At 66.6% G+C, this 15,868-nt stretch carries 12 protein-coding genes; 6 read left to right on the top strand and 6 right to left on the bottom strand.

Annotated features, from left to right (window positions below):
* The first annotated feature begins 113 nt into the window (after positions 1 to 113).
* Positions 114 to 905, top strand: coding sequence for a carbon-nitrogen hydrolase family protein (locus BLR41_RS07895; protein ID WP_092627353.1), 792 nt, complete (start codon positions 114 to 116; stop codon positions 903 to 905).
* Positions 906 to 1,079: 174 nt separating this feature from the next.
* Positions 1,080 to 1,427, top strand: a complete 348-nt coding sequence (locus BLR41_RS07890; RefSeq protein ID WP_092627352.1) for a VOC family protein — start codon at positions 1,080 to 1,082, stop codon at positions 1,425 to 1,427.
* A 148-nt stretch (positions 1,428 to 1,575) separates the two neighbouring features.
* Here BLR41_RS07890 and nadC read toward each other — a convergent pair whose 3' ends face one another.
* Genes nadC through nadA form a run of 3 tightly spaced genes read right to left on the bottom strand, consistent with a single transcriptional unit; the run spans position 1,576 to position 5,137 of the window.
* Positions 1,576 to 2,463, bottom strand: coding sequence for a carboxylating nicotinate-nucleotide diphosphorylase (nadC, locus tag BLR41_RS07885; protein WP_092627351.1), 888 nt, complete (start codon positions 2,461 to 2,463; stop codon positions 1,576 to 1,578).
* Entirely contained in the window at positions 2,460 to 4,064 is a 1,605-nt protein-coding gene (locus tag BLR41_RS07880) for an L-aspartate oxidase (RefSeq protein ID WP_092627350.1), read from the bottom strand. Before BLR41_RS07880 ends, nadC begins: the two co-directional genes overlap by 4 nt.
* Positions 4,061 to 5,137, bottom strand: coding sequence for a quinolinate synthase NadA (gene nadA, locus BLR41_RS07875; RefSeq protein WP_092627349.1), 1,077 nt, complete (start codon positions 5,135 to 5,137; stop codon positions 4,061 to 4,063). Before nadA ends, BLR41_RS07880 begins: the two co-directional genes overlap by 4 nt.
* 173 nt (positions 5,138 to 5,310) lie before the next feature.
* Here nadA and BLR41_RS07870 point away from each other — a divergent pair, with 173 nt between their 5' ends.
* From BLR41_RS07870 to BLR41_RS07860, 3 genes are all read left to right on the top strand, one after another.
* On the top strand, positions 5,311 to 5,976 hold the full coding sequence (locus BLR41_RS07870; RefSeq protein ID WP_176797894.1) for an NUDIX domain-containing protein: 666 nt from the start codon (positions 5,311 to 5,313) through the stop codon (positions 5,974 to 5,976).
* A gap of 64 nt (positions 5,977 to 6,040) precedes the next feature.
* Positions 6,041 to 6,721 carry an LON peptidase substrate-binding domain-containing protein gene (locus BLR41_RS07865; protein ID WP_176797876.1) on the top strand — a complete coding sequence of 227 codons (681 nt, stop codon included), beginning with the start codon at positions 6,041 to 6,043 and terminating at the stop codon, positions 6,719 to 6,721.
* A gap of 63 nt (positions 6,722 to 6,784) precedes the next feature.
* Complete coding sequence (locus BLR41_RS07860) at positions 6,785 to 7,738, top strand: DUF8017 domain-containing protein (RefSeq protein WP_143013023.1); 954 nt, start codon at positions 6,785 to 6,787, stop codon at positions 7,736 to 7,738.
* Positions 7,739 to 7,838: 100 nt separating this feature from the next.
* Here BLR41_RS07860 and BLR41_RS07855 read toward each other — a convergent pair whose 3' ends face one another.
* Positions 7,839 to 8,441 carry a DUF2567 domain-containing protein gene (locus tag BLR41_RS07855; RefSeq protein ID WP_245693987.1) on the bottom strand — a complete coding sequence of 201 codons (603 nt, stop codon included), beginning with the start codon at positions 8,439 to 8,441 and terminating at the stop codon, positions 7,839 to 7,841.
* 132 nt (positions 8,442 to 8,573) lie between these two features.
* Between BLR41_RS07855 and BLR41_RS07850 the strand changes: the two genes are divergently transcribed.
* Positions 8,574 to 10,562, top strand: coding sequence for an arabinofuranosyltransferase (locus tag BLR41_RS07850; protein ID WP_245693986.1), 1,989 nt, complete (start codon positions 8,574 to 8,576; stop codon positions 10,560 to 10,562).
* Positions 10,563 to 10,699: 137 nt separating this feature from the next.
* Here BLR41_RS07850 and BLR41_RS07845 read toward each other — a convergent pair whose 3' ends face one another.
* Together BLR41_RS07845 and dnaE are read right to left on the bottom strand one after the other, a co-directional pair.
* Positions 10,700 to 11,941: a cytochrome P450 family protein gene (locus tag BLR41_RS07845; RefSeq protein ID WP_092627345.1), complete on the bottom strand. Its 1,242-nt coding sequence runs from the start codon at positions 11,939 to 11,941 to the stop codon at positions 10,700 to 10,702.
* A gap of 174 nt (positions 11,942 to 12,115) precedes the next feature.
* Entirely contained in the window at positions 12,116 to 15,715 is a 3,600-nt protein-coding gene (gene dnaE, locus BLR41_RS07840; protein WP_092627344.1) for a DNA polymerase III subunit alpha, read from the bottom strand.
* Positions 15,716 to 15,868 lie beyond the last annotated feature (153 nt).

Raw genomic sequence — 15,868 nt, 5'->3', positions numbered from 1 at the left:
GCAAGAGAATGGCAACAGGATGAGACGTTGCCTACCCGGACGCACGCTCGTCGACGGCAGTGAGCGCATGGGAGAATGTCGAGTGTAGCCCGGCCACAACGGGAGGAGCCCAAGTGCGCGTCGCGCTGTGCCAGATCGCGTCCACACCGGACCCGGACGCCAACCTGGAGCTCGTGGCGGGAGGAGTGCGTCGTGCCGCCGAGGCCGGTGCGGAACTCGCGGTCTTTCCGGAAGCCACCATGGCCTGCTTCGGAATCCCGCTGGCACCGCTGGCGGAACCGCTGGACGGCCCGTGGGCCGGTGAGGTCGGCAGGCTGGCCGCTGACGCGGGCATCACCGTGACCGCGGGAATGTTCACCCCCACCGAGGACGGCCGAGTGACCAACACACTGCTGGTGACCGGACCGGGCATGCGGGCACGCTACGACAAGATCCACCTCTACGACGCGTTCGGCTTCACCGAGTCGCGCAACGTGGCCGAGGGGGAGCAACCGCTGACAGTGCGGCTGCCCGGCGCCACCGTGGGTTTCACGACCTGCTACGACATTCGTTTCCCCGGGCTTTTCACCACACTGGCGGAACTTGGCGCCTCGGTGACGGTCACGGCGGCTTCCTGGGGCGCGGGAACGGGCAAGCGAGAGCAGTGGGAACTGTTGGCACGGGCCAGGGCGCTGGACTCCACCTCCTGGATACTGGCCTGCGGACAGGCGGATCCACGCAGCATCGGCCGCGAACCGGCGGCCAAGGCCCCCACCGGAATCGGCTACAGCACCGTGGTCACCCCCTATGGGGTGATACACGACCAGCTCGAGGCCGAACCCGACGTGCTGATCACCGACATCGCTCCGGAGCGCGCCGAGCAGGCGCGGGAGGAGATTCCGGTACTCGCCAACCGGAAGTTCTGATCACCGGGGCGGTTCCTTCTCGGGCCGGGGCTCCCGTGCCGGAACTCCGGTGCGGGGACGCCGTGCCCCGGAGGTGTACGTTCGCGGCGGTTCCTACCGCGTTCGATGTGGGGTGTCGTCCCTAGGCGGAGAATCTGGGACGCCTGTGTTTCCTCGTTCGAACAGGAGTGACCGATGTCCATCCGCCGCGCCATGCCCGACATCCGATCGGAAGCCATGGAGGAGAGCCGAGAGTTCTACGGTCTGATGGGGTTCGAGGAGGTCATGAACCTCGGTTGGGTGATGACACTCGCCTCGCCCAGCAATCCCACGGCCCAGGTCACCTTCATGACCCACGACGAGACGGCCCCGGTCGTACCGGACATGAGCGTCGAGGTGGAAGATGTCGACGCCGTCCACGCGCGGATGGTGGAGAACGGTGCGGAGATCGTGCACCCGCTGCGGAACGAGGAGTGGGGAGTGCGCCGGTTCTTCGTCCGCGACCCCAACGGCCGGGTGGTCAACGTGGTCAGCCACAAGTAAGGGTGGGTCGCACTTTCGTCGCGGCTCGAGTTGCACCGCTCGGGGATCACGGTACACAAGAATGCCCCGAGCAAGACGGCTTGAGCGGAAGGCTACGGCGGGACCGGGTTCGATAGGAGCACCGACCGAACCCGGTGTCGGAGCCGGTTCACATGTCCAATCCGATGTCCAGCACGCCCGCCGAATGGGTCAACGCTCCGACCGCCAGGTAGTGCACTCCGGTGGCGGCGTAGGTCGGTGCGAGGTCGAGGGTGAGCCCCCCGGAAGCCTCCAGCCCGGTTCGGGGGGAAAGTTCCGCGGCACGTCGGACCGCTTCGGCGCAGTCCCGCGGCGTGAAGTTGTCCAGCAGCACCAACGCCGGGTTCTCGGGCAGCACCTCGTCGAGTTCGTCGAGACCGGACACCTCGACCTCGAGCTCCAGTTCGGGCGCGTACTCCCGGCACGCCCGCAGTGCGGCGGTCACGGAACCGGCGGCTGCCACGTGGTTGTCCTTGACGAGCATGGCGTCGCCGAGCCCGAGCCGATGGTTGCTGCCACCGCCGCAACGCACCGCGTACTTCTGCGGCAGTCTGATTCCGGGCACGGTCTTGCGACTGTCCCGGATCACGCAGTCCGAGTCGCGCACCGCCGCGACCCAGGCCGCCGTAGCCGTCGCCACACCGGAGAGGTGGCACAGCAGGTTCAACGCCGTCCGTTCGGCGGTGAGCAGACCGCCCACCGGCGCGCGAACCGCGAGCACGCACTCGTCCGCGGCGACTTCCCCGCCGTCGGAGACCGCCGAGAGCACCTGGTAGCCGTCCGGCCCGATCGTCTCGTCCAGCACGGCCAGTACGAACGGCAGCCCGGCCACCACACCGGCTTCTCGGGTGTTGAACGCGGCCGAGGCCACTGCCTCCGCGGGCACGGTGGCCCCCGTGGTGAGGTCGGGGCCGTAGCGTAGATCCTCGGCCAGCGCCGCACGCACCAGAGCTGAGCTCTCCGCGGGATCCAGTCCGGCGGTACGCAGGTTTCGGACGGTGTCCTCGGAGAGATTCAAGCCACTTTCCTCGATTCCTCCGGAGTGGAACGGATCAACCAGCCGGACACGTCCAGCCGCAACGGATTGGGGCGCCCCCACCGCAGATCATCGGTTTCGGGGTGATCGTAGCGCCGGTGGCAGCCACGGGACTCGGTCCGGTCCGCCGCCGCGGCGAGCAGCGCGTGGGCCGTGAGCCCGAGAGCGGCGTCCTCGACTTCCGCACGAGTCCGCAACGGTCGCACCACGGCCGCGGCGTCCAGCCCGGACTCGGCCTGTCGCAGCCCGTCGGCGTGCCGTCCGATACCGGCGTATCCGCTCATGAGCTGTTGCAGCCGGGAGCGCTCGACCACGGCGGCGGCGGGCGGGCGTTCGGTGAGCACCGAACCCCGGCGCAGCGAACCCGACCGGAGATCGCGCAGCGCGGCGTCGGCGGAACGGGTACCGAGTACCAGTCCTTCCAACAGGCTGTTGGAGGCTAGCCTGTTGGCACCGTGCAGCCCGGTACGGGCGACCTCACCCGCGACGTACAGGCCCGTCACCCCGGTTCTGCCGTCGACATCACACATGATCCCGCCGCAGGAGTAGTGCGCGGCCGTGGTGACCGGAATGGGGTCGACCAACGGATCGATCCCGGCGTCCCGACACGCCGCGTACACGGTCGGGAAACGCGCGACGAATCCGTCGCCGAGCCCGGTCGCGTCGAGGTAGACCGATTCCGAGCCGGTCTCGGCGAGTTTCTCGTTGATCGCGGCGGAAACGACGTCGCGGGGAGCCAGATCCCCCATCGGGTGCCTGCCCGCCATCACCGGTTCACCTCGGGAATCCAGTAGCACGGCTCCCTCGCCCCGAACCGCCTCGGTGATCAACGGTCGGCTCCCACGCTCGGGGGCGGAGGTGTGCAGCACGGTCGGGTGGAACTGGACGAACTCCAGGTCCGAGACCGCGGCCCCGGCGCGCAGCCCGAGCGCCACACCGTCCCCGGTCGCGACCTCCGGATTGGTCGTCGCCCGGTACAGCTGACCGAGCCCACCGGTGGCCAGCAACACGGCGGGCGCCTGTACGAGACCGGGTCTGCCCGCGTGGTCGAGTACGAGCGCGCCACCGACCGCTCCCCACTCGGTGTGCGAGAGCTCGACCACGCAGTGGTTCTCCAGAATCGGGATTCCCGCCTCGGTGCCTGCCTCGACCAGGGCACGCTGCACCTCGGCACCGGTCGCGTCACCACCGGCGTGAATCACGCGGAACGCGCTGTGTCCGCCCTCGCGCGTACGCGAGAGCGCCCCGGATGCCGCACCGTCGAACCGCGCGCCCGCGGCGCACAGCCGACGCACCGCGTCCGCTCCGTCCCCGAGTATCGTGCGCACCGCCGAGGTGGAACAGAGCCCGGCACCTGCCTCGAGGGTGTCCCGCACGTGCTGTCGAACGCTGTCGGAGGGATCGCACTCCTCCGACCTGACCACGGCGATACCGCCCTGTGCCCATTCGGTGTTCCCGACACCGGCGGCTTCCTTGGACACCACCAGCACGCGCAGACCGCACTCCCGGGCGCGCAGCGCGGCGGTCAACCCGGCGACACCGGTTCCGACGATCAGCAGGTCCGCACCCGCGTGCCAGGTCATTCGCCACCACCGGGCCGGCCGATGCTGATCATCCGCTCCACGGCCGAGCGAGCACGCCGCGCCGTTTCGGTATCGACGTTGACCTCGTCGGCCTGCTCGGTCAGGCAGCGCAACAGCGCGGCAGGAGTGATCATCTTCATGTACTTGCAGGAGGCCCGGTCGTTCACCGGGCGGAAGTCCACCTCCGGAGCAGCCGTGCGCAGCTGGTGCAGCATCCCGACCTCGGTGGCGACCAGCACCGAGGACGCACCGGTTCGGTGCGCCGCGTCGAGCATCCCACCGGTCGACAGGATCCTGACCCGCTCGGAGTCCACGGTCCCGTCCCCGGCCAGGTAAAGCGCCGAGGTGGCACAACCGCACTCCGGGTGGATGAACAACTCGGACTCCGGCTCGGCGGCGGCACGCTCGGCGAGTTCGGCACCGTTGATTCCGGCGTGCACGTGGCACTCGCCCGCCCAGACGTGCAGGTTCGGCCTACCGGTCTCCCGCTGCACGTGCGCGCCGAGGAACTGATCCGGACAGAACAGCACCGGACGTTCCTCCGGAATCGAGCGCACTACCTCGACCGCGTTCGAGGAGGTGCAGCATACATCGGTTTCGGCCTTGACCTCGGCCGTGGTGTTGACGTATGAGACCACCACCGGCTCGGGCTCACCCGCTCGCACGAAGTCGGCCTTCCAGGCACGAAGATCGTCGGCGGTGATCGAGTCCGCCAGTGAGCACCCCGCCCGCTCGTCGGGAATCAGCACTGTCTTGTCCGGGCTGAGGATCTTGGCGGTCTCGGCCATGAAGTGCACGCCGCAGAAGACGATCGTGCTCGCCGCGCTCTCGGCGGCGATCCTGCTGAGCGCCAACGAATCGCCGGTGTGGTCGGCGACGTCCTGGATCTCGGGCAGCTGGTAGTTGTGCGCGAGCAGTACGGCGTCCAGCTGCTCGGCCAGCCGACGGACCTCGGCCGCCCACGCCGCGTTACCGGGAACACCCGTGTAACCGTCTTCGGTGCGCCGCAGCTCTGCGGTGTCGAGTTCGGCCGGGTTGCCGTAACCACCGGCGGTGGCTGCTGTCGCGGCCATGTCCTCCTCCTCACCGACACGAGTGGTCGAACCACCGCGCCGATTCCCCGCGGGCCCGGTTGATCACCGGGTTGTCGAACTCCTGATTTCGCCACCAGGGTTTTCGTCTTAGGATCGAAAACGTGTCCAATACTAACACGCCGCCGGGGCATCGGAAGCGCGATACGAGCCAAATCACGGGCCACGAGGTACTGGCGGGAGTCGTGCAGGTACGGCAGGGCTCCCTGAAGGCACTGTTGTGGCAACGCGCCCGACCACCCCATCCGAACCGTTGGGCACTTCCGGGCGGCAGGCTCGGCCCCGACGAAACGGTGGAATCCTCCATCCGCAGACAGCTCGCCGAAAAGGTCGACGTGCGCGAGCTCACACACGTGGAGCAGCTGGCGGTGTTCAGTTCCCCCGGCAGAGTCCCGGACAAGCGCATCGTGGTCACCGCGTTCCTCGGGTTGATCCCCTGCGACACGGATCCGGAGCTGCCGGACGACACCGCCTGGCACCCCGTCGAAGCACTACCGGAAACGGCGTTCGACCACGAGGAGATCCTGCTGGCGGGGCGGGAACGCCTGCGCTCCAAACTGTCCTACACCAACATCGGCTTCGCGCTGGCTCCGCCGAAATTCACCGTCTCCGAACTGCGTGACCTCTACTCGGCCGCCCTGGGATACCGGGTATCGGCCACTAACCTGCAACGTGTGCTGTCCCGACGGGGCGCGTTGGAGACGACGGGGGAGACCGTGGCAGCGGGCCCGTCGGGGGGTCGACCACCGGCGCTTTTCCGGTTCACCTCGCGCGACCTGCAGATCACGGACAGGTTCGCGGTGCTGCGCCCGCCCGGATGACCCCGGAGTGCCGCTGGAGCGGCTCTGCTGGTCAGCGCGACGACAGTACAAGTAGGTTGGTGGTGTGACTGAAACGCTTCCGTTGTTTCCGCTGGGTAACGTGCTGTTGCCGGGCGGTTCCCTACCGCTGCACATCTTCGAGGCACGCTACCGGCAACTCGTGATGGATCTGGTCAACGAAGTCGTACCCGGCCGCAGGTTCGGTGTGATCGGCATCCGCCAGGGCTGGGAGGTCGGCGAGGACAACGTCGACGCGATGTACGAGGTCGGGTGCTCCGCGCACCTCGACGAGGTGCAGCAGCTCCCCGAGGGGCGCTACGACATCACCACCACCGGTCGGGACCGCTTCCGACTGTTGCAACTGGACACCGAGGCGGCCCCCTATCTGATGGCCCGCGTGGAGTGGTTGCCGGACAGCACTCCGCAGCAGGACTCCGAACAGCTCAGGGAGAGGCTGTCGGCCTCGGCCCGAGCCGCCCAGGAGCGCTACCTGGCGACCGGACTCCGGGTGGAGGGCACCACCACCCCCGACGAGAGCACCGAGTTCGCGGCACTCTCCTACGCGCTGGCGGAGAACTGCGTTCTCGCACCGGACGACCGCCAGGACCTGCTCGCCGAGACCGACCCGGTGGCACGGATGCGCGAGATCCGCTCGCTGATCAACCGGGAGACCGAGTTCGTGCGGAGGCTGCGCGCCGTTCCCGCCCAGCTGTCCGAATTCGCCGAACACGCGGGAACCAACTGATTCCCGACGCGATCACGCGAGGACCCGACACGCGATGCGCGGTACTCGCTAGGATCACGAACCATGTCGTTACCTGGCGGGTCCAACAGTTGGACGGGACCGGACGGCGGCGCGCAGCGCTACTACGATCCGCTGACCGGGCAACCCGTCCCCAGGGACGGGTCCCCCGCCGCCGAACAACCCCCGTACGGTCACTCCCGGCACGGCGCCTCGTCCGCAGCGCCGCAGGCGGCGTCGAACCGGTACGGCACGCCGTCATGGCCTCTGCCCCGGGGGGAATCGGCGGCTCCGCCCGAACGGAGCCGTGGCCCGACCATCGCCGTGGTCTCGACCGCGATAGCCAGCGTGGTCATCATCATCACCACACTGGTACTGGTCAACCTCGATGACGAGGGTGACGGAAACGGATCCGTCGCGGCTGGCTCCACGAGCACCACCGCCGACTCGCGGCGGTCCGTCCCCGCGGCGATTCCCGGTTGGCAGTCCGTCCCGGTTCGGGAGACCGGTGTGGCATACGACGTTCCCAGCGACTGGACGCCGCACCCCGACGCGGTCAACCGGCTGGGAAACTCCTCGGCCGAGACGGTCACCCTGAGCGGATACTCGCTGTACATGGAGGGCTTCTGCGACCGGGCACCGCAATCGTTCCGCGCCCTGATCGGTCTGACCTCCTCGACGATGGCCGACAACGCCAAAGCAGGCAGAAAGACCATCGACAAGCTCGGGAACATGCTCTGGACCACCAGTGACGGGACGCCGCCACGGCTGAAACAGCAAGAACCACGGCAGGTGACACTCGACGACGGAAAGCTGACAGCCACCTTCGTCAGTGCGGAGATCGTTCCGGCAACCACGGAAACGTGCATCACCGAGTCCGCCTACATCGGCGCGATGGCCCTGCCGTACCAGCAGGGCACCGCGATTCTGGTGGGCATGGCGGACCAGGAGTTCGACGGGGCCGAGACACCGGACACGATGGAACGCGCACTGCGTTCGCTGCGACTGCTACCGGGCTGACGGAGCGCCTGCTACCGGGCCGACGTGGCGAGGTCTCCGCTCCGGAATCACCTGCTTCGCCCGGGCAAGGACCTCGGGAACAGAGGTGCTGTCAACCCGATCAACCTCGTCTCCTGCCGAGATCGTCCAGGCCGTTCCACGAAACGAGGAGCCCGTAGGTCAGCGCGCCGGTCAGGGGTTGCCCCAACAAGGCGACCCACGTGCCCAACCGGGGCGCCACAGTCACCAGATCCCCGGGACGCAGCGTGTCCGGCACCGGGTACATACCGGCGGCGAACGAAGTGCCGAGCCGCATTCCCAGCCAGGCCGACAACAACGAACCCAGCGCCGTCGCCACGAGCAGCACGGGCCCCCTGCGACCACGCAGCTGCCAGACCGCCGCGGCGACGAGCACGCCACAGGCAGAACTCAGCAGCAGGAAAACCGCCAGCCCGTCGAATCCGTGGTAGCTCTCGACAAGCACCGGAACCAGCTCACCATCTCGGGTCATGGTGCTTTCCTGTGGCGGTGCCAGGCGGGCCCAGATCCAGCCGAGCGGAAATCCCAGCAAGGTCACCAGCGACAACACGCTCAGGGCGGGCAACAGATCCGCACCGAACACCACCCCGGGGCGCGGCAGCCGTGTTCGTAGCTGTCGCCGCGCGACCGCATCACGTTCGGCCGCGTACCCCTCCTCCGGTCCCTCGACCGGTTGTTCCGACACCGAGCCTCCTCCGAACGAACCGGTGAATCGGCCACGGACAACTACTGTCCGGGGTCACGAGAGCACAGACGTTCAACTGTCGTTATTGTGCGTGACATCCATCATCGAATTCTCAGGACCGGGAGTGGCACCTTGCCGAGTTCCAGCTCGATCGGAACGGACAACACGGAGCGGAGCTTCCCGGACTCGATGCCGAGACTTTCCGGCGGTCGCACGGTCCTCGAACTTTTGCTGGGCACGGGAATCACGGTCGTGCTCAGTGTATTGCTGCAGTTCGTCATCGTTCAGCCGGGAATCTCCGAACCCGGTAACGCCCCCGAAGCCCTTGCCGTTCTCGGTTCCACCGTACTTCTGCTGCTGCTCCTGGTGCCGCCGGCTCTCGGGAGAAGGATCGGAAACGGGAGGTTGCGCCTCCTCGGGCTCTGGACCGCCCTCACCGCGCTGACCACGCTGCTGCTTGCCACGCCGCTGCAACGCACCCGGCTCTACTACGGGGGCTCCTCGGTGGACAACGGGTTCCGGTTGCAGTACTTGAACCGGATGGCGGAGAACCTGGTGCCCGCGGACATGAACTACGCGGACATCGTCCCCTACTACCCCTGGGGCTGGTTCTGGCTCGGTGGACGATTCGCGAACCTGATCGGCTGGGAGGGCTGGGCCGCGTACAAACCCTACGCGCTGACGTGGCTGGCCGTGGTCGTGGTGGTGGCCTTCACGCTGTGGAGCCTGGTACTACCTCGTGAGCAGGCGCTGCTGGCCGCGCTGGTGACGATGCTGGCCGGTATGCGGCACGGCGTGATGGAACCGTACGCTTGGCCCTCAGCCGCCTTGCTGGCTCCGATGGCTGTGCTGGCCTGGTACGCCCTCTCCGAACGAGAACGCGCGCCCCGAGGTGTGTTGCTCGGTGTGGGGATCTTCGTCGGTTTCGCGGCGATGACCTACACGCTGAACTTCGGATTCGCGGTACTGGTGACCGTGGTTATGGCCCTCGTCCTCGGGGCGACACGAGTCGCGGGCGGCGCTCCACCCGGGCGCACGGCGTGGGAACTGTTCCTACGGCTGCTTCCCATCGGAGTGGTCAGCGGCCTGTTGGCTCTGGTGGTGTGGGCTCCGTTCCTGCTCGCGGGCGGACTCTCCGAGAGCGGCGCGGCCCAGCACTACTTACCGGCGGGAAGCGCCTACCTGCCGTTGCCGTTCGCCGAGTTCTCCCCGTTCGGGGTGCTGTGCCTGTGCGGTCTCGTGTGGTTGATACTTCGCGCGACGAGCAGTCGGCTCGCGGCGGCGTTGCTGACGGTGACGGTCACCGTTTACGTGTGGTTCGGGTTGTCCACACTGGCGCTGGTCGCCGAGACCACGCTGCTGGCGTTCCGTCTCCGCGTAACCCTGGAGTGCGTCCTGGTCGTGGCCGGCGTGCTCGGACTGGTCGAGCTGCTCCACTGGCTGCGGGGAAGACTTCCGGGGAGGTATCTACCGCAGCTGACTGCGCTGTCGGTGGTGCTGGCCATGACCGGCTCGCTCTCGGTGGCGCAGTACCAGCTCAACACCGGGTTGGAGTCCCGCGTCCAGGAGGCGTACGAGGACTACTACCCCACCGGCCACAATGCCCTCGGCGCGCGGAACCCGAACGAACCCAACTCCTGGCTGGACGAACTCATCTCGACCATATCCGGGATGACCGGCCGAAATCCGCAGCAGAACGTCGTGCTGAGCACGAACTACAAGCTGGGCTCGTTCGAACCGTACTGGATGTTCCAGCAGGAAACGCCACACTACGCCAATCCGCTGGGTGAGTACGAAAAGCGCGCCGCGGAAATAGCACGCTGGGCCGACGCCACGGACAGCGCCGAGCTGGCACAGTTGCTACGCGACAGTCCGTTCCGCTCTCCGGACGTGTTCGTACTCCGGCATCGCTCGGAGTCCGGGGTGCCCCGCGAGGGCGAGGACACGGCAGTGGATTCGAACCCACCGGTGGGGCAGCTCTCGCTGACGCTGAAACGCGACGTTTTCCCCGCCCAGCCGAACGTGCTTAACCACCGGGTGCTGTTCGACGCGGCGCTGTTCCGAGGTCCGGAGTTCACCACCAGGGAAGTTGGACCGTACACCGTGATCGTCGTGCGGTGACGAACCGGATTACCCGTTCGGGCCGAAGGGCCGCGGTCGGTCTACCGGCCCGAACGGGTTTCGGCCCGCCACCGGAAACGACAACGGAGGACGGCCGGTCGGTCGAGCGAGCCGAGAACCCGAGCGAAAAACTTCGATCAGGAAAGCCGGACGGGCAACCGTTCCAGTCCACGCATCAACGTGCTGGGGCGGTAAGCCAGCTGTTCCTCCGGCACGGCCAGCTCCATGGTGGGAAAGCGCTCCGTGAGCCGTCGCAGCGCTATCTGCCCTTCCAGGCGTGCCAACGGGGCTCCGACACAGAAATGAATACCGTGCCCGAAAGCCAGGTGGCCGCTGGTGGCTCGGTCCTGGTCGAACCGATCGGGCGTTTCGAACTTGTCCGAGTCCCGGTTGGCAGACCCCAGCGCTACCAGCACCAGCTCTTCCGCGGGGATCTCCACGTCTCCGACCATCACCGGTTCCGTGGTGTACCGGAAGGTCGCCAGATTCACGGGGCCGTCGAACCGCAACGTCTCCTCGACCACCGAAGCGGCCCGTTCCGGTTCGTCACGCAGCAGCCGGTACTGCTCCGGATCGCGCAGCAATGCCAGTACCCCGTTGCCGATGAGGTTGACCGTGGTCTCGTGTCCGGCGATCAGCAGCAGGAACACCATGGCGATCAGCTCCTCGCCGCTGAGCCGATCCGCGTCGTCACTGGCTTCGATCAGCGCCGTGAGCAGATCGTCCATCGGGTTCCGCCGTTTCTCCTCGACCAGCTCGAGCAGGTAGTCCGCCATGGCCGCGGCAGCCTGTTCCGCGGCCTGCGGCTCCTGTCCGGAAACCACCGTGTTGGACCACTCGCGGAACTCGTCCCTGCGGTCCTCGGGGATGCCCAGCAGTTCGCAGATCACACGGATGGGAAGGGGGAAGGCGAACTCGTCCAGCAGATCGATACCGAAGTCACCGGCATGCTCGTTCGCCGCCATCTCGTCGAGCAGTTCGCCCGTTATCTGCTCGATCCTGGGGCGCAACGCCTCGACACGACGGGCGGTGAACGCCTTGACCACCAACTTGCGCAGTCGTGTGTGATCGGGCGGATCCATGTTGAGCATGTGAGCCTGGACGGATTCCGAGATGTCGGCCCGCTGGGCGCCCCGTTCGACCTCGCGCTCCGTTATCCGCCCCATCCCGCGGTAGTCCTTGCTGAGCCTGGGGTCGGTCAGTGCTGCTTTGGCATCGGCGTAGCGAGTCACCAGCCATACCGGCATCCCGGTCACGGTGACCACTCTCCTGGTGGGATCGGATTCCCGCAGCCACGCGTAATGCACGTGTGGATCCTGCAGGAACTCGTTGTCGAGCACCGAGACGGAGTCACGTGGACACTGCTGGGACGAAGTCATGACAGCCCTTCGCGGTAGACACCGGTCCACCCACAGTTAACACCGTTAATAATTGATCTGTCACTACCACGCCCGGCAGGTCCGAACGATTTTCACCGACAAGAGGTAATCCGCTCGACGGGTCCCCACGGGTGATCCCTCCGAGCGGACCACCCGATCAGCTCAGGCACCCGATCAGCTCAGGGACTCGAAACACCCGGCGCCCAACAACCCCTTGAGCTCACCCTGCAAGCCGTTGTCGGTGTTGACGAAGAACTCACTGGAAAGCGCCAGTCGCATCTCGCCCCGACTGCCCTGCAACTTGACCTGGACCGGCACCTCACCGGAATGGGCGCGCAACGTGCGCTTGAGCTCGTGGACCATGCCTCGATCCACCCTGGAGGCGTTGAGCCGCAACACGAACGGAGGGCTGCTGCCGGGGTCGGTCTCGGCCGCGGAGATGTCCACCGGAACAGCGTCCGAGGCGAACACGCTGATGGCACCCTCCCGCTCGTTGATACGCCCCTTGACCGCTATCGCGGTGTCCTCGACGAGGGTATCGGCGAACATCTCGTACGCCTTGGGGAAGAACAGCACCTCCACGCTGGCGTCCATGTCCTCCATCGTCACGATGGCCCACGGTTGACCGTTCTTGTTGAGCCTGCGCTGGATGCCGGAGATCATCCCCGCGATCCGCACCTGATCCTTGCCGTCCCTCCCCCCGGACGAGGAACGTTCCCCACCGATCAGCTCGGCTATGCCGGTGTCCTGGTAGGGAGCGAGGAGTTTCTCGGCACCGTCCAGCGGATGCGCCGAGACGTACAGCCCCAGCATCTCGCGTTCGTAGGCCAGCAGCTGTTTGCGGGGCCATTCCTCGGAGGAGAACGTCAGATGGGCCAGCGGGGAGCTCTCCGAGGCCGCGTCATCGCTCGAAGCGGGACCGAACAGGTCGAACTGTCCGGCAGCCTGCTGCCGTTTCAACCCGACGACCGCGTCGACAGCGGATTCGTGCTGTTCGGTCAGCCCCATTCGCGTGTGCCCCAGCGAATCGAAGGCGCCGGCCTTGATCAGCGACTCCACGACACGTTTGTTGCAGGCCACCGTCTCGGACTTGTCCAAGAAGTCCCGGAAGGAGACGTATCTTCCCTGTTCGTCACGAACCCGACATATCGAGCCGACCACGTTGCCACCGACGTTGCGGACCGCGCTGAGCCCGAACCGGACGTCGGAGCCGACGGCGGTGAACGTGTCCCTGGAGTCGTTGACGTCCGGGGAGAGCACCCGGACCTGCATCCGACGGCACTCCGAGAGATAGACCGCCATCTTGTCCTTGTTGTCGCCGTTGGCGGTCAGCAGTGCCGCCATGTACTCGGCCGGGTAGTTCGCCTTCAGATAGGCGGTCCAGTAGGCCACCAGGGCGTACCCGGCGGCGTGGGACTTGTTGAACGCGTAACCGGCGAAGGGCAGCACCGTGGTCCACAGGGCGTTGATCGCCTCCTCGCTGTAGCCGTTCTCGGACATGCCGGCGTGGAAGCGAACGAACTCCTCGTCGAGGACCTCCTTCTTCTTCTTGCCCATGGCCCGCCGCAGGATGTCGGCTTGTCCGAGGGTGTAGTTGGCCACCCGCTGCGCGATCGCCATGATCTGCTCCTGGTAGACGATCAGGCCGTAGGTCTCGGCCAGCACGTCGCGCAGCGGTTCCTCCAGCTCGGGGTGGATGGGCTCGATCGGTTTGCGGCCGTTCTTGCGATCGGCGTAGTCCAGGTGAGCGTTGACTTCCATGGGGCCGGGCCGGTAAAGGGCGTTGGCCGCCACGATGTCGGTGAACTCCGTGGGACGCAGCCGCTTGAGCAGCTCGCGCATCCCACCGCCTTCGAGCTGGAAGACCCCCAGGCTCTCGCCGCGAGCGAGCAGCTCGTAGGTGTTGGCATCGTCGAGCGCCAGGGTGGACAGATCGATGTCCAACCCGTGGTTGTCGCGCACCGCCTGCAGGGCGTCACCGAGGATGGTCAGGTTGGACAGCCCCAGAAAGTCCATCTTGAGCAGGCCGATGGCCTCACAGCTGGGATAGTCCCACCCGGTGATGATGGAACCGTCGTCGCGCATCCACAGCGGAACCGTGCCCATCAGCGGTTGCGAGGACAGGATCACCGCGCAGGCGTGCACTCCCGCGTTGCGGATCAGCCCTTCCAGACCACGTGCGGTGGAGAAGATCTGCGAGACGGACTGGTCGTTCTCGATGAGCCCGCGTACCTCGGCGGCCTCGGCGTAGCGTTCGTGCTCCGGATCGACGATGCCTTCCAGCGGGATGTCCTTGGCGGCTATGGGAGCGGGAAGCGCCTTGGAGATCTTGTCCGCTATGGCGAAGCCGGGCTGACCGTGGTGCACCCGCGCGGCGTCCTTGATGGCGGCCTTGGTCTTGATCTTGCCGAAGGTGATGACCTGGGCGACCTTGTCCCGACCGTACTTGTCGATCGCGTACTGCAACACCTCGTCGCGCCTGCGGTCGTCGAAGTCGAGGTCGATGTCCGGTGGGGAGTCCCGTTCCGGGTTCAGGAAGCGCTCGAAAATCAGGCCGTGGGCTATCGGGTCGAGATCGGTGATGTGCAGGATGTAGGCCAGCAACGATCCGGCTGCCGAGCCACGGCCGGGGCCGACGTGGATGTTCTCCGACTTCGCCCAACGGGTGACGTCACCGACCACTAGGAAGTACGCGCAGTACCCCTTGGTGTCCAGCACGTCGATCTCGCGTTCGATCCGCTCCCGGTACTCCTCGCCGATGCCGTCCGGAAAACGCGTGGGCAGGTAGTACTCCACCTCGGCGGCCAGCGCGTCCCGTTCCGTTCGCCCCGCCTCCACGGTGACACGCGGCATCCGGTCCTCATAGGTCCAGACCTGCTCGTAGGACTCCACCAGGTCGCTGACCACGAGCGTGTTGTCGGCGGCACCGGGCACCTCGGAGTCCCAGTACTCGCGCATCTCCTCGGCGGACTTGAGGTAGTAACCGTCGCCGTTGAACTGGAATCGGTTCTCGTCGTTGAGGGTCTTGCCCGACTGCACGCACAGCAACGCCCCGTGCGACTCGGCCTGGTCGACTGTGACGTAGTGGCTGTCGTTGGTGGCCAGCGGACGGAGCCCCAGTTCCTTGGAGATCTTGAGCAGGTTCTCGCGGACGGAACGTTCGATGACCAGCCCGTGGTCCATCAGCTCGAGGAAGTAGTTCTCGGCGCCGAAGATGTCGCGGTAGTCCGAGGCCGCCTGCAGGGCTTCACGGTACTGCCCCAGCCGCAGCCGGGTCTGCACCTCGCCGGAGGGACAGCCGGTCGTGGCGATGATCCCCTCCGCGTGCTCCGCGATCAACTCGCGGTCCATGCGGGGTTTGCGGTACTGCCCTTCGAAGGAGGCACGGCTGGACAGGGTGAACAGGTTGCGCAGTCCGGTCGAGTTCCGCGCGAGCATGGTCATGTGGGTGTAGGCCCCGGCACCCGACACGTCACCACCTTCACCGAACTCGTCGGTGCTGCGCTGCTTGGCTTCCCCCCAGAAGACCGGTTTCTTGTGGTAACGGCTCTGCGGCGCGACATAGGCCTCGATACCGATGATCGGTTTGATGCCCGCCTTCTTGGCCTGCTGATAGAACTCGTCGGCACCGTACATGTTGCCGTGGTCGGTCATCGCGACCGCGGGCATCCCGAGTCGTTTCGCCTCGGAGAACAGGGCCCCCATCTTCGCCGCGCCGTCCAACATCGAATACTCGGTGTGCACGTGCAGATGAACGAACGAATCGGTAGGCACGGCGGCTTTCCCTCCCGTGGAGCAACACGGCGCAATTCAATACTGTGACCAGCAGCGACGTTTCGCATGGTCGATTCTGAGTCCGGTGCGGTCGACGTCCTTCGCGTTACGACGAAAGGGGGACCAGGCCCGGCTCCCCAACCCTAATCCAGT

The organism is Actinopolyspora mzabensis, assembly GCF_900101095.1.
GTDB lineage: Bacteria > Actinomycetota > Actinomycetes > Mycobacteriales > Pseudonocardiaceae > Actinopolyspora > Actinopolyspora mzabensis.
Note: the sequence above shows the minus strand (reverse complement) of the source record. Positions and strands in the feature narration are given on the sequence as shown.

Bases quoted from the DNA above. Each gene is read 5' to 3' on its own strand.
- nadA (WP_092627349.1), bottom strand. From the start codon at position 5,137: ATGGCCGCGACAGCAGCCACCGCCGGTGGTTACGGCAACCCGGCCGAA.
- BLR41_RS07845 (WP_092627345.1), bottom strand. From the start codon at position 11,941: ATGACTTCGTCCCAGCAGTGTCCACGTGACTCCGTCTCGGTGCTCGAC.
- BLR41_RS07890 (WP_092627352.1), top strand. From the start codon at position 1,080: ATGTCCATCCGCCGCGCCATGCCCGACATCCGATCGGAAGCCATGGAG.
- BLR41_RS07880 (WP_092627350.1), bottom strand. From the start codon at position 4,064: ATGACCTGGCACGCGGGTGCGGACCTGCTGATCGTCGGAACCGGTGTC.
- BLR41_RS07860 (WP_143013023.1), top strand. From the start codon at position 6,785: ATGTCGTTACCTGGCGGGTCCAACAGTTGGACGGGACCGGACGGCGGC.